This is a genomic window from Elusimicrobiota bacterium (genome assembly GCA_016182905.1).
In the GTDB taxonomy this organism is placed as follows: domain Bacteria; phylum Elusimicrobiota; class Elusimicrobia; order UBA1565; family UBA9628; genus GWA2-66-18.
Map to the genome: position 1 here is coordinate 61,608 of JACPFR010000056.1, position 13,211 is coordinate 74,818.

At 68.4% G+C, this 13,211-nt stretch carries 12 protein-coding genes; 4 read left to right on the top strand and 8 right to left on the bottom strand.

Going from position 1 to position 13,211, the window contains the following annotated elements; genetic code table 11:
- Positions 1–18 precede the first annotated feature (18 nt).
- From HYV14_16860 to HYV14_16880, 5 genes are all read right to left on the bottom strand, one after another.
- Positions 19–3,186 carry an efflux RND transporter permease subunit gene (locus HYV14_16860; GenBank protein MBI2387659.1) on the bottom strand — a complete coding sequence of 1,056 codons (3,168 nt, stop codon included), beginning with the start codon at positions 3,184–3,186 and terminating at the stop codon, positions 19–21.
- A 1-nt stretch (position 3,187) separates the two neighbouring features.
- Complete coding sequence (locus HYV14_16865; GenBank protein MBI2387660.1) at positions 3,188–4,534, bottom strand: TolC family protein; 1,347 nt, start codon at positions 4,532–4,534, stop codon at positions 3,188–3,190.
- 109 nt (positions 4,535–4,643) lie between these two features.
- Positions 4,644–5,264 (bottom strand): TetR/AcrR family transcriptional regulator, encoded by a 621-nt coding sequence (locus HYV14_16870; GenBank protein MBI2387661.1) that lies wholly within the window; start codon positions 5,262–5,264, stop codon positions 4,644–4,646.
- A 60-nt stretch (positions 5,265–5,324) separates the two neighbouring features.
- Positions 5,325–6,635 (bottom strand): 30S ribosomal protein S12 methylthiotransferase RimO, encoded by a 1,311-nt coding sequence (gene rimO, locus HYV14_16875; protein MBI2387662.1) that lies wholly within the window; start codon positions 6,633–6,635, stop codon positions 5,325–5,327.
- Positions 6,636–6,678: 43 nt separating this feature from the next.
- Positions 6,679–6,936: a zinc ribbon domain-containing protein gene (locus HYV14_16880; protein ID MBI2387663.1), complete on the bottom strand. Its 258-nt coding sequence runs from the start codon at positions 6,934–6,936 to the stop codon at positions 6,679–6,681.
- Positions 6,937–7,022: 86 nt separating this feature from the next.
- Between HYV14_16880 and HYV14_16885 the strand changes: the two genes are divergently transcribed.
- From HYV14_16885 to HYV14_16900, 4 genes are read left to right on the top strand one after another with little or no spacing between them, the layout of a single operon-like run.
- A complete protein-coding gene (locus HYV14_16885) occupies positions 7,023–7,976 on the top strand; it encodes an RluA family pseudouridine synthase (GenBank protein MBI2387664.1) in 954 nt (317 codons plus the stop codon).
- The gene (locus HYV14_16890; GenBank protein MBI2387665.1) at positions 7,973–9,094 is read left to right on the top strand and encodes a hypothetical protein; all 1,122 of its coding nucleotides are present in this window, start codon (positions 7,973–7,975) and stop codon (positions 9,092–9,094) included. Before HYV14_16885 ends, HYV14_16890 begins: the two co-directional genes overlap by 4 nt.
- A gap of 26 nt (positions 9,095–9,120) precedes the next feature.
- The gene (locus HYV14_16895; protein MBI2387666.1) at positions 9,121–9,720 is read left to right on the top strand and encodes an HAD family phosphatase; all 600 of its coding nucleotides are present in this window, start codon (positions 9,121–9,123) and stop codon (positions 9,718–9,720) included.
- Positions 9,721–9,722: 2 nt separating this feature from the next.
- On the top strand, positions 9,723–10,178 hold the full coding sequence (locus HYV14_16900) for a thioredoxin family protein (GenBank protein ID MBI2387667.1): 456 nt from the start codon (positions 9,723–9,725) through the stop codon (positions 10,176–10,178).
- Between the two features lie 49 nt (positions 10,179–10,227).
- Here the strand turns inward: HYV14_16900 and HYV14_16905 are convergent, their stop codons facing one another.
- The 3 genes from HYV14_16905 to HYV14_16915 are packed head-to-tail and all read right to left on the bottom strand — an operon-like array spanning position 10,228 to position 13,188.
- Positions 10,228–11,109, bottom strand: coding sequence for a DMT family transporter (locus tag HYV14_16905; protein ID MBI2387668.1), 882 nt, complete (start codon positions 11,107–11,109; stop codon positions 10,228–10,230).
- Complete coding sequence (locus HYV14_16910) at positions 11,090–11,971, bottom strand: bifunctional 5,10-methylenetetrahydrofolate dehydrogenase/5,10-methenyltetrahydrofolate cyclohydrolase (protein MBI2387669.1); 882 nt, start codon at positions 11,969–11,971, stop codon at positions 11,090–11,092. The genes HYV14_16905 and HYV14_16910 overlap by 20 nt, the downstream gene beginning before the upstream one ends.
- Complete coding sequence (locus HYV14_16915) at positions 11,968–13,188, bottom strand: hypothetical protein (protein ID MBI2387670.1); 1,221 nt, start codon at positions 13,186–13,188, stop codon at positions 11,968–11,970. Before HYV14_16915 ends, HYV14_16910 begins: the two co-directional genes overlap by 4 nt.
- Positions 13,189–13,211: the final 23 nt, after the last annotated feature.

Sequence of the window (13,211 nt, forward strand, 5' to 3'; positions counted from 1 at the left end):
GGCTTCATTCTCCTTGCGTCAGATCTCGAGGCTTTCCAAAGCTCTTTCGGCGGCCGCGGGCTTCGCGGACGGGGCCGCCGCGTCGAGCCCGCCGATGCGCCGGGCCCGCGCGAGCGACCACACCCGGAAGCGCTCGAACAGCGCGTAGGCCGCGGGCACGACGAACAAGGTAAGAAAGGTGGAACTCACTATCCCGCCGATCGCGGTCACGCCCATGCTCGTGCGCTGCGCCGACGCCTCGTTGAGGCCGACGGCGACCGGGATCATCCCCGCGACGAGCGCGAACGAGGTCATCAGGATCGGCCGCAGGCGGTCGCGTCCGGCCCGGATCGCGGCCTCCATGTCGGGCATGCCGCGGGCCGTCAGCTGCTTCGTGCGGTCGACGAGCAGGATCGAGTTCTTCGTCGCGATGCCGAGCAGCAGGATCATGCCGATCATCGAGTAGATGTCGAGCGACTGCCCCGTGAGCCACAGCGCGAGAAAGCCGCCGCTCGCCGCCAGAGGCAGGACGAGCATGATCGTCAGCGGCGTGATGAACGACTCGTACAGGCTCGCCAGCGCGAGGAAGATGAAGAAGACGGCGAGCCCGGCCGCGAGCGCCATGTTCACGATGAGCTCCTCGAAGTCCTCCGCCTGGCCCTCGAAGCGGTAGGCCACGCCGGGCGGCGGCTTGAGCTCGCCCGCCGCGAGCGAGCGGAACTCGGCCATCGCGCCGCCGAGCCCGGAGCCGCCCGGAGCCACGTCGGCCCCCAAGCGCACCGAGCGCGCCCGGTCGGAGCGGTTGACCGCCGCCGGCGAGCGCCCGGAGACCGCGCGCGCCGCGTCGGACAGGCGCACGAGCCGCCCGTTGACGTTCGGCACGAGGGTCTTGGCGAAATCCGCCTGGATGTCGCGCTGATCCTCCTGTAAGCGGACCCTGACGTCGTACTCGCGCCCGTCCTTGCGGTACACCGCGGGCGTCTCGCCCTCGATCTGGGCGCGCAGCTCGCGGCCGACGAGCAAGGTGGACAGCCCCAGGCGCCGCGCGCGCTCCTCGTCGAGCGCCGTCCGGCCCTCCGGCTTGCCCGGCTTCTCGCTCGTCTCCGGCTCGAGCAGGGCGGGGTGATTCATGAAGCGGGCGTAGACCTTGTCGGAGTAGGCGCGCAGGGCCTCGGCGTCCTGGCCGAGGAGGACGAGATTGAACGGGCGCATGCCCGCGCCGAAGTCGTCGTAGTCCTTCACGCTCGCGCGCCACGACGCGTAGGGCTTGAGCTCCTCGCGCATCAGGTTCTTGAAGGCCGTCGTGTTCATCGTCCGCTTCCTGCGGGGCACGAGCTCGACGTAGAAGTCGGCCTTGTGGGACTCGTTGTCGGCGTTGCCGACCGTGAGCTTGCTGGTCTTGACCTCGGGGTGGGCGCGCAGGAGGCCGTCCACCACGGCGGCCGCCTTGGCCGTCGCCTCAAGGCTCGCGCCGGGCTCGAGCTCGAGCGAGACCGAGAACTGGCCGTTGTCCTGGGGCGGGAGGAAGGTCTTCGGGACCAGGGCCGCGATGCCGAGGCTTCCGACGAACAGCGCGGCCGCGCCGGCAAGCACCGCCCACGGCCGTCCGATCGAGCGGCGCAGGGACCATTCATACGCCTCCTCGAGGCGCGTCTGGCCGCGGTCCACGGCGGCGAGCAGGCGGTCGAGCGCTCCCGCCTTCTTCTTCGCGCCGTGGCCGGAGCCGCCGGCGGCGAAGTACGCCGACATCATGGGCGCGATGGTCAGCGCGTCGAACAGGGAGATCGCCATCGCGAACACGACGGTGAGGCCGAACTGCTTGAAGAACTGGCCGACGATGCCCTGAAGGAAGGCGATCGGCAGGAAGACGGCGATGACCGCCGCCGTCGTCGCGACGACGGCGAGCGCGACCTCGCGCGTGCCGTCGACGGCCGCCTTCTCCGCGGGCTCGCCCGCCTCCTGGCGCTTGAAGATGTTCTCGCGCACGACGATCGCGTCGTCGATGAGCAGGCCGACGGCCAGGCTCATCGCGAGCAAGGTCATCATGTTGATGGTGAAGCCGAAGACGTACATCATGACGAAGGAGCCGAGCAGAGAGGTCGGGATCGCGAGGCCGGTGATCAAGGTCGAGCGGGCGCTGCCCAGGAACAGGAACACCACGACGAAGGTGAGGATGATGCCGAGGAAGATCGTCTCCTTGACGTCGTCGACGTTGTCCTTGATCGCCTTCGAGCGGTCCATGACGACGGTGAGCGTCGGGGCGCCGGGGCGGGCCGCCAGCTCCGCCTGGAGCTTGGCGAGCCGGGCCTTCACCGCGTCGACGACGGCCAAGGTGTTGGAGCCCGACTGGCGGTAGACCTGGACGTACAGCGCGGGCTTGCCGTTCCAGAACGCCCGGGTCTTCTCGTCCTGCAGGCCGTCGCCCACCTTGCCGAGGTCGCGGACGCGGATCGGCGTCTCGTTGCCGCGGAAGGCCACGATGACGCTCTCGACGTCGCGGGCGTCCGCGAAGTCGCCGATCGTCCGGAACAGGCGGTCGCCCGCGCCGCGGGTGACGCGCCCTGCGGGCGTGTTCTTGCCCGCGGCGGCCAGGGCGTCGGACACGGCGCCCGCCGACAGCTCGCGGCGGGCGAGCTCGGCGCGGTCGAGGTCGACGCGGATCTCGCGCTTGCGGCCGCCGACGACCTCGACGAGGCCGACCTGCGGGACCTGCTGCAGGGCCGGGCGCACGACGTCGTCGGCGAGGTCGTACAGCTCGGCGGGAGACAGGTCGGCCGAAACCGCGATCGCGAGCTGGGCCGTGTCGCTGGGGTCGAAGCGGCGGATCACGGGCTCCTTCGCGTCGTCCGGCAGCTTGCGCCGGGCGAGGTCGACGCGCACGCGCACCTGCTGCTCGGCGTACTTCGGGTCGGTCTCGAGAGTGAACTCGGCGACGATCGTGCCGACGCCCTCCTTGGCCGTGGCGCGCAGCTTCTTGAGACCCGCGATCGCGGCGACCTCGTCCTCGAGCGGCTTGAGGATCTGGGTCTCCACCTCGTCGGGGCCGGCGCCGGGATACTCGACCGTCGCGGTGATCGTGGGGAAGGCGACGTCGGGGTACAGGTCGACGCCGAGGCGCGTCATGAGCAGGCCTCCGGCCGCCAGCATCAGGATCACGATGCTCGTCACGAAGACGGGCTGCTTGACCGACAGTTCGGGAAGGTCCATGTCAATTCTCCTCGGAGTACGGCTTGAGCCGCGCCGACGCCAGCTTCACCTGCAGTTCCGCGCCGACGAGCGAGCGGCGCGCGGCGGCCCAGTCCTGCTCCGCCTGGAGCACGAAGAACGTCGTGGTGCGGCCCTCGCCGTGACGGCGGCGCTCGGTCTCGACGCGCTCGAGCTGGGCCTTCTCGATCTCTCCCGCGAGGACCACGCGGCGGCGCGCGTCCTCGAGACGGTCCGTCAGGTCCTTCCAGTTCGCCGCCGACTCGTACGCGGCGCGCCGGGCGCGGCGTCCGGCCGCGGCGGCCTCGGCGCGGTGGCCCGTCCGCGCCGCGCGCAGCACGGACAGGTCGAGCGGCACCGACACGCGCGCCCCGGCCGTCCAGCGCGGCGAGTCGGGGCCGACGGAGTCCGAGACCGCGTCGCGGGAGCCCGCGCGGCGCCCGGTCAGCGCCCCGGCGACGTACGCCTCGACGCGGGGCCGCGCGCCCTCGACGCCCGCGGCGCCGTCCGCCGCGGCCGCGCCCGCCTCGTGCTCGGCGGCGGCGACCTCGTCCGGCGCCGACGCCCGGCGCGGCGCGGCGCCGTCGTCCTCCAGCGCGGCCAATTCCTCGGGCGCGTTCCCGGTCCCGCCGCGCTCCACCTCGAAGGCGCGCTCGGCGACCCGGCGGTCGTCCTCGGCCTGGCGCAGGTCGAGGGCCCGCAGGCGGACGACGGCCTCGGCCTCGAGCAGGTCGGAGCGGTCGGCGAGCGCGCTCGCGGCGCGCTTGGCCGCCCAGTCGCGCAGCTTCTCCGCGCGGGCCAAGCTTTGCCGGGCGATCTCCGACACGCGCCGCGCGGCGGCGAGCGACCAATAGGCCTGCTCGGCCTCGGAGAGGATCCTCCGGCGGCTCATGCGCTCGCCGAACGCGCGGGACAGCGCGCGATGCCGGGCGGACGCCACACCCGCCTTGGTCTCGCGCCCCAGCGCGTTGCGCCACAGGTCCACGCTGAGCTCGGCCGTCGGGCTCGCGTAATAATAGGAAGGAGGCTTCACGAAATTCGGATCGGCGCCGTTCAGGTCGTTGCGCGAGAACGCGTAGTAGACCTTGGCGTTCGCGCCGAAGGGCAGGACCTGCGAGACGCCGGCCTTGACCGAGGAACGCTCGACGCGCTCGCCTTCCGCGCCGACGAAGTTCTTCGGCGACGCGTCGAGGGAGCGTTCCCCCTCCACGAACAAGGTCGGGGCCGTGCGGATCAGGCCTTCCGCCGCGCGCTCGCGCGCGCCGGCCTCGCCCTCGGCCGCGGCCCGGACGCCGTCATGGCGCTCGGCGACCTGGCCGAGATAATCCGCTACCGACAACGGGGCGCCCACGGCGGTTGAGGCACCGAGAAGAACCCCCGCCGCCGCGAGCGCGAAATTGTGACCAACATTCCATTTGTGACCACCAGTCACCACCGGGGCAAAAAAAATCATATCTCTCCTAACGCTTTGAAATTCCGCGCAGCGCGAACTCTTTGATCACTTGATACTTCTGCTCGGCCGTGAGGTCCGTCTGGACGCACTCGACCCCGTCCATCTCGACGAGACCGACCATCGACGCGTGCAGGCTGAGCATCAGATGCTCGACCGGCCGGTCGATGAGCGCGCCTTCCTTGATGCCGCGCTCGACGACGGGGATGATGATCGAGTTCAACTCGTTGTCGAGCGCGTCGAGCTCCTGGCTCAGCTTGTCGCCGACGAGGCGCTTGAAATCCTCGCGCTCGCAGTAGCGCACGAGGCGCTTGTGCTCCGGAGAGAGCCCGTGCGAGCGCCAAAAAACGTCCAAGGTCTCGCCGATCACCTTCAACGGCGCCTGGCTCAGATCGATCTTGCCGAGCTCGCGCAGGATGTTCCGGTGGAAATTCACGACCAGCTTCGCGTAGATCTGGTCCTTGCTCTCGAAGTGCTTATAGATCGTGCCCTTGCCGATCTCGGCCTTGGCCGCGATCTGGTCGATCGTCACCGTCTGCCAGTCGTCGCGGTTGAACAAAGACAACGCCGCGGCGAGGATCGCCTCCTCCCGCTGCTGGAACTCCCTTTCTTTTCGTTCGAGGACTGTCATGACTGTTGGTCACACTGTGACTGTCAGTATTATATACCAGGCGCGCGATTCTGTCAAGCCCTAAACTGGTTCACCGACAAGATCATACTCCTCGGCGCCCGTGATCTTGATGTCGGCGAAGTCCCCGACGCGCAGGTAATGCGCCGCGGCAGGAATGAGCACCTCGTTGTCCACCTCGGGCGAGTCCTGCTCGGTGCGCCCGATGAAGTGCTTGCCTTCCTTGCGGTCGATCAGTACTTTCACGACCTTGCCGATGCGCGAGGCGTTGATTGCCAGCGAGATCGGCTGCTGGACGGCCATGATCCCCTCGGCGCGGCGCTTCTTCTCGCTCGCGGGGAGGTCATCGGAGAGGGCGTAGGCATGCGTGTTCTCCTCGTGGGAGTACTGGAACACGCCGAGGCGATCGAACTTCGTTTTCTGGACCCACTCGAGCGTTTCCTCATGATCGTCGATCGTCTCGCCCGGGTAGCCCGCGATCAAGGTCGTGCGCAGCGCGATGCCGGGCACCTTCCCGCGGATCGTCGCCACCAGCTCTTCCGTCTTGGCCTTGGTGGTCCCGCGGCGCATGGAGGTCAGCATCCGGTCGGTGATGTGCTGAAGAGGCATGTCGAGATATTTGCAGATATTATCCCGTTCCCTCATGACATCCAACACGTCCATCGGGAACCCCGCGGGGAAGGCGTAGTGCAGCCGGATCCAACCTATGCCGGGGACGTCGGAAAGGGCTCGTAAGAGGTCCGCCAGACGCCGTTTGCCGTAAAGATCGAGACCGTAGTAAGTCGAGTCCTGAGCGATGAGTAAAAGCTCTCTCGTGCCCGCGGCCGCGAGGCGTTTGGCCTCCGCCACGAGATCCTCGATGGGCGTGGAAACGTGCTTTCCTCTCATCAAAGGAATGGCGCAGAACGAGCAAGGCCGGTCGCAGCCCTCGGAGATCTTGAAGTACGCGTAATGCCGCGGCGTCGTGAGCATCCGCTCGCCCACGAGCTCATGCTTATAATCGGCGTTGAGGGCCTTCAGCAGCCGGGGCAGGTCGCGCGTCCCGAAGTACGCGTCCACCTCGGGGATGTCCTTCTCCAGGTCCTCTTTGTACCGCTCCGACAGGCACCCGGTGACGAAGAGCTTGTCGAGCTTCCCCTGCTTCTTGGCCGCCGCGTAGTCGAGGATGGCGTCGATGGACTCCTGCTTGGCGTTGTCGATGAAGCCGCAGGTGTTGATCACGACGATGGAGGCGTCGTCGCAGCCGGTCTCGTGCTCGACCTCGAACTTGCCGGCGCGCAGCTGCCCCATCAGCACCTCGGAATCGTAAAGATTCTTCGAGCAGCCGAGCGTGACGACGTGGACCTTGTTCTTCTTGAGGGTTTTCGTGCGCATCGGGAGGCGGGAGAGGGCTATCCTCGACGAGGATTATACCATTTCACCGGCGGCCGGCGGGCCCGGCGGGATTGCGCACCGGCATCTCGGAGACGGCGCGCCGGTAGTAGAGGCCGAAGGCGATCATCCAGATCGCCACGATCGCGGCCGCGATCGCCCGCCCCACCCAGGGATCGAACCTCGCGGGCTCCGGGACCGGCAGGCTCTCGAGCTTCTTCTTGAACTTGGCGAAGATCACCCCGCAGGCCGGGCAATCCGTCGCGCCGGCCGGCGCCTCGACGCCGCAATTCGGGCACTTCATGGCGTGCAGTATACAAAAAGTCATTATGGAGCATACGCTTTCCCGCCTTGTCGCCCTCCTGGGCAGGTGTTATACTGGGAGTCGACATGTCCGACGCGACGACCCCGGCGGCCGACTGGATCGAGGTTCCTTTCCGCGCCCTCAAGGAGCACGAGGGCCTGCGCCTGGACACCTTCCTGGCCGCGCGCCTGGGCAAGAAATACTCCCGCGTCGCCGTGCAGAAGCTCATCGACGACGGCCTCGTCACCCGGACGTCCCGCCCGGTGAAGGCGGCGGCCCGCGTCGGCGAAGGCGAGACCGTCCTCATCCGCTACCGGCGCGTGGCCGAGCCCCCGGTCCCGCACGAGACCATGCCCCTCCTTTATCAGGACGAACGGATCGCGGTCATCTCCAAGCCCGGCGGCACGCTCAGCCATCCCACCGACAAGGTCCTCCACAACACCGTGACCCATCTGCTCGCCAAGCAGCTCGGCCGGAAGGTGTACCTCGCCCACCGTCTCGACCGGGAGACCAGCGGCGCCATGGTCCTGGCCCTCGACGTGGACGCGGCGCGGAGCCTGTACGAGCAGTTCGTCGGACGCGGCGTCCAAAAGGAATACCTCGCGGTGGTGTTCGGAGCCGTGGAGTGGGCCTCGAAGGTCGTCGACGCGCCGTTAGGCGCGGAGGGCAAGTCCATCCGGGTGCGCCGCGCGGTGGGCGGCGCCGGCGGGCAGAGCGCGGTCACCGAGTTCCGCCGCCTGGCCACGGACGGACGCCTGTCGCTCGTCTCGGCGCTGCCCCGCACCGGACGCCTCCATCAGATCCGCGCCCATCTCGCCCACCTCGGCCACCCGCTCGTCGGCGACAAGCTGTACTGCGGCGACGGCGAGGTGTACATGAAGGCGGTGCGCAAGGAGGTGTCCCGCGCCGACCTCGACGCCCTCGGCGCCGACCGCCAGCTCCTGCACGCCTGGCGCCTGTCGTTCAAGCATCCCGGCGACGGCCGCCCGCTCTCCTTCGAGGCGCCCGTACCCGCCGACTTCCCCCTGAGGCCCTCATGAAGCCCGTCCATAAGAGCTACAACCCCGTGATCAAGGACGGCGTCGCCTACGTCCAGTTCGCCTACGACGTGGGGCTGTCCATCGGCCTCGACGCCGCCGAGAAGAGCGTCACCGCCTCGACCGAGCGCGCGCCTATCCGCCACCAGCGCCGCGCGCCCAAGTATTTCGAGTTCCAGCCCTATCCGCTGCGCGTGACGCAGACGACCGGCATCCAGGAGATCGGCGAGTGGCGGACCTTGCCGGCCGTCGAGACCGTGGTCTTCGACTTCGGCGCGATCAGCGTGACCTACCAGATCCCGCTCGCCGGGCCCTTCTCCGACCTCGCCCGCCTCTCCGAGCTCCTCTACGACAACGAGCCGCTGCTCAAGGACAGCCGGCGCCTCGTCGAGGAGCTGATCAAGACCATCCACCCGTCCGTGAGCCGGCCGCAGATCTCCGCGTTCTACGAGGACTACGTCGTCTTCCAGATCCGGGCCTTCGACGACCACGGCGCCCACGCGCGCCTGCTCGCGGAGGCCCCGACCTCGGTCGCGCAGATCCTGCGCGCCGACGTCGACCTGCGCTCCGAGCAGGAGGTCGTCGACGCGCTCTCCGTCCAGGTCTCCTACGGCTCCGAGGACCTGACGCTCGTGGACTGGGTCGCGGCGATCGTCTTCGCCACCACGGCCGACGACACGCGCGCGGTGCTCGAGTTCGCGACGGTGCAGCTCCTCGAGCTGCGCCACCTCGACCACCAGCTCGACACGGCGCTCGAGAGCTACTACGACGCGCTCACCCACAGCCCGAAGGGCCCCTTCAGCCTGTTCACGAAGGCCGACGACAAGCTCCGCGAGATCGGCCAGCTCCAGGTGGAGAGCGCGGTCCTCTTCGAGAACATCAACAACGCCATCAAGCTGCTCGGCGACCAGTATCTCGCGCGCCTCTACCAGCAGGCCGCCCGCCGCTACCACCTCAACGCCTGGGACAAGAGCATCCAGCGCAAGCTCAAGACCCTGGAGAGCATCTACGACAAGATGGAGTCCGCGCTCTCCTCGGCGCGCCTCGAGTTCCTCGAGTGGATCGTCATCATCCTCATCGGCATCGAGGTCGTCATGCCCTTCGTCAAAGGGAAGCACTGAGCGCGAAGCGCTATAATCTCGGACCCATGGCGATCAAGGCCGTCTTCTTCGATATCGGCAACGTGCTCCTGCGCTTCTCCAACAAGCGCATCCTGCGCAAGTTCGCCTGGGCCGTCGGCCGTCACCCGGTCAAGGTCGCGCGCCTCGTCTGGAAGGGGCGCATCGTCGACCGCATCGAGCGCGGCGAGGTCACGGGCGAGGAGATCCACGCCCTGTTCGTCCGCGAGCTCGGCTACAAGGGCGACTTCGTCCGGTTCAAGACCTTGTGGTGCGACCACTTCACGCTCGACCGCGGCTCCTTCGCGATCCTGAAGAACCTCTCCGTCCGGATGCCGACCTATCTCCTCTCCAACACCAACGCCCTGCACATCGAGCACATCCGCTCGCGCTACGCGTTCCCGGCCATCGTCAAGGGCGCCATCCTGTCGCACGAGCTCAAGCTGCGCAAGCCGCAGCTCGAGATCTACGAGGCCGCGCTCAAGCTGTCGGGCACCGCGCCGGAGGAGACCGTCTTCATCGACGACCTCGAGGAGAACTGCGCGGGCGCCCGCAAGGCCGGACTGCACGCGATCCGCTACCGCGGCGCGAAGGACCTGAAGAAACGGCTGGGGGCGCTGGGACTATGAATATGAAACGGATCGCGCTGATCGCCGGGCTCGCGCTCGCCGCGTGCGGGAACGCCGGGGGCAAGGGCGGCTACGACGCCTCCCGCGACGCCGCCGCCGACGTCAAGAACGCCCTCGCGCAGGCCCGGGCCGGGCGCAAGCGCGTGCTGATCGAGGCCGGCGGGAACTGGTGCTCGTGGTGCAGGATCATGGACCGCTTCTTCGAGGACCACCCCGAGCTCGCCGCTCTGCGCGACGAGAACTTCGTCGTGGTCAAGGTCAGCGTGGAGGCCGGCGGCCCGGCGCCCGCCGCCCTTCAGGGCTACCCCGCTCCCGCCGGCTTCCCCCACCTCTACGTCCTCGACGAGAACGGGACCTTGATCCAGTCGCAGAACACGGCCGAGCTCGAGTCGGGGCAAAGCTACGACCTCGAGAAGTTCACCTTCTTCCTGAACGCCTTCGGGCCGCCCAAGAAGTAGACGGGAACTGTTTCCGGAAACAGTTCGTCGAGCCCGCGCCGGCGCGGGCTCAGGTCGGCAGGATCTCTTTCTTCCTTCCCCTCAGCAGGTCGAGCTTGGAGAGCTCCCCCGCCATCATCGCCGCGACGATCAGGCCGCCGCCGGCCGCGCGCGCGGGGACGAAGGCCTCGCCGCCGAGCGTCCAGGCGAAGGCCGCCCCGAACACCGGCTCGAGCGAGAAGATCAGGCTGACCTTGATCGGCGCGGTGACCTTCTGCGCCCACATCTGGATGAAGAAGGCGGACAAGGTCGGCACGACGGCGAGGAAGGCGATGGTGCCGGCGGCGCTGTCGCCGCGCACGGCGAGGGAACGGCCCGAGAGCAGGCAGTAGGCGAGGGCCATCAGGCCGGTCATCCAGAATTGATGGAAGGCGAGGACGACGGCGTCGGCGTCGGCGCGGACGTACTGGTCGGTGGCGAGGAGGTGGCCGGCGTAGGTGGCGGCGGCGACCAAGGTGATGACGTCGCCGAAATTGACGGAAGAGATGCCCCCGGTCAGCATCCACAACCCCAACAAAGCGAGAACGGACGACACCCATTGAACGGCGGTCGGGGACTTGCGGAAGAAAAACAACAAGAACATCGGGACGAAGATGACGAACAAACCAGTGATGAACCCCGAGTTCGACGCAGACGTAAAACCCAATCCTATGGTCTGCGTCGTATACAGCAAAAACAACAAAACGGCGAGGATCAGGGACTCTTTCAAGTGACGGCCTCTTCCCGGGCGGACGAGCGCCCACGGAGCTAGAAGAAGCGCCGACAACAAAAAACGATGGCATACCATGGCCACCGGATCGACGCCCGCGAGGGCGTCCTTAACCATATAGAACGTCGCCCCCCAAACGGCGGCGCAGTAGACGAGGCCGAGGTCAGCCCAGAGCGGAGACACGGGAGCCGCGCGCGGGGGTGTTCTTGGCGCAGTAGACGAGGTTGACGAAGGTCATCGCCCGCGTCATCGCGCCGATGCGGTTGTCGGGCGCGGTGAGGAAGGAGGCGACGCCGTCGAGGGCCTTCGCGTCGACGTTGCCCTGATAGGAGACGTCGACGACGGCCGCGCCCTTCTTGACCCACGACGGGTCGAGCTTGAAGGACGGGTCCGGCACGGCGGTGACGAGGATGTCGGCGCGGCGCGCCTGCTCCTCGAGGACCGCGCGCGGCGTCTTGTCGTAGCACTTCACGACGGTCGCCCCGAGGTTCTCGAGCATCAGGCCCAGAGGCTTGCCCACGCGCATCGAGTTGTTGACCACGACGGCGAAAGCGCCCTCGATCGGGATCTCGGGGTAGGCCTGGAGGATCTTCACGACGGCCTTGGCGGTCGCGGGCACCACGCACTTGATGCCGCGCGCCTCGTCGAGGAAGCGCTTGTACTTGATCAGGTAGCCGAGGTTCGTGGAGTTGAGGCCCTCGACGTCCTTGGCCGGCGAGACGAGGTCCATCACGTCCTCGTCCTTGAGCGCGCAGTGGAGCGGATACAGGAGCATCAGCCCCGACGCGGCCCGGTCGGCGTTGAGGCGGCGCACGAGCGCCAGCAGGGACTCCTCGTCCTCGGCCTCGTGGCCGTCGACGGGGATGCCCAGGCGCGCGGCGTCGCGCAGCATCAGGTCGCGGTACTGCAGCGACGCGGGATTCTGCTTCGGACGGAACAGGACGGTGGCCAGGTGCGGCTTCTTGCGCATGGCCGCGACCTCGCGCGTCACCCAGTCGAAGTAGCGGGCGGCCGTGCCGCGGCAATCGAGGAAGCGCGTCGTCACAGCGCGGCCCCCGGCGCGGGCAGGAGGCGGAAGCTGACCCCGTCGTAGGCCGTCGCGGAGCTCTCGCGCGCGGTGAAAGGCATCAGGCGCTTGAGCTCGGCGGCGGCCTTCGCGGGCTCCATGTCGCGGGACAGGATCAGGTCGAGGTACATGAAGTCCGTGACGGCGCTCGCCGCCCAATCCACCGGCTGGGCGAAACCCGAGACCGGGAAGCGCGCGGCGGAGCCGGCGAGGCGCTGCAGCTCCGCGGGGACCTTGCCCTTCATCACGTCGCAGGAGCCGAAATGGACGAGCGAGACGTTTCCGCCGGCCTTGAGAGGATCGGCGAGGACGGCCGCGGTCGCGGGGCCCGTCTCCGTCTCGAGGCCCTCCGCCGTGCCGTGGCCCGAGAAGTAGAGCACGACGGGCTCCGCCAGCAGGGAGGCCTCGCGCATCCACTTGAGCAGGCTCGAGCGGTCGGTGTAGAAGCGCTGGCGGACCTGGACGCTCGGCGTGCGCGCGAAGAAGATCTTGAGCATCTCGCCGTAGGTGTACTCGGGCTCCGCGAGGCTCGACTCCCAGCGCGACTCGAGGACGACCAGCCATTTGCGGCCCGCGACGGGCTCGACGCGCAGGCCGGTCCAGTCGCGCCACTCCTTGTCGCCGTCGGCGCGCCAGCGCCCGCGCAGGGCGCGGCCGTCCTGGGCGAGGCGGAACTCGCCGTCGCCTTCCTTCTGGTCCTTGTAGCGGAACCTGAGCAGGTCGCCCTCGACGCGGCCCGAGACCGCGCCGTCGGCGAAGGAGTAGTAGCCGGTGACCGCGCCGCCGGAGACCGTCAGGCGCAGGCGGCCGAAGTTGGTCTCCCACAGGCCGGCGAAGCCGGACGCGGCCTCGGGGGACTGGCGCCTGCGGCCGAGCCAGGGAATGTATTTCTCCGAGCCCCGCGCGCGCCACTCGCCCTCGAACGACCGCCCGTCGGCGGACAGCCGGAAGCGGCCCTCGCCGGACGCCTCGGGCTCGCGGTAGACGAAGGTCAAGGTCCCGTCCTTGCCGCGCTTGCCGTCGAGCGCGCACACCGCGCTTTCCATGATGTAGGTGCCGGTGACGGCCGACGACGACTCGGTCAAGGTCATGTCGCCGTAGGTGGTGGCCCAATCGCCGGTGAAGACCGGCCCCGCGGCGGCGGAACGCATCGCGAAGCACGCCAAGGCCACGGCAAGCACGAGGAAGCGCTTCATTGGGGGCTTATACTATCATACGA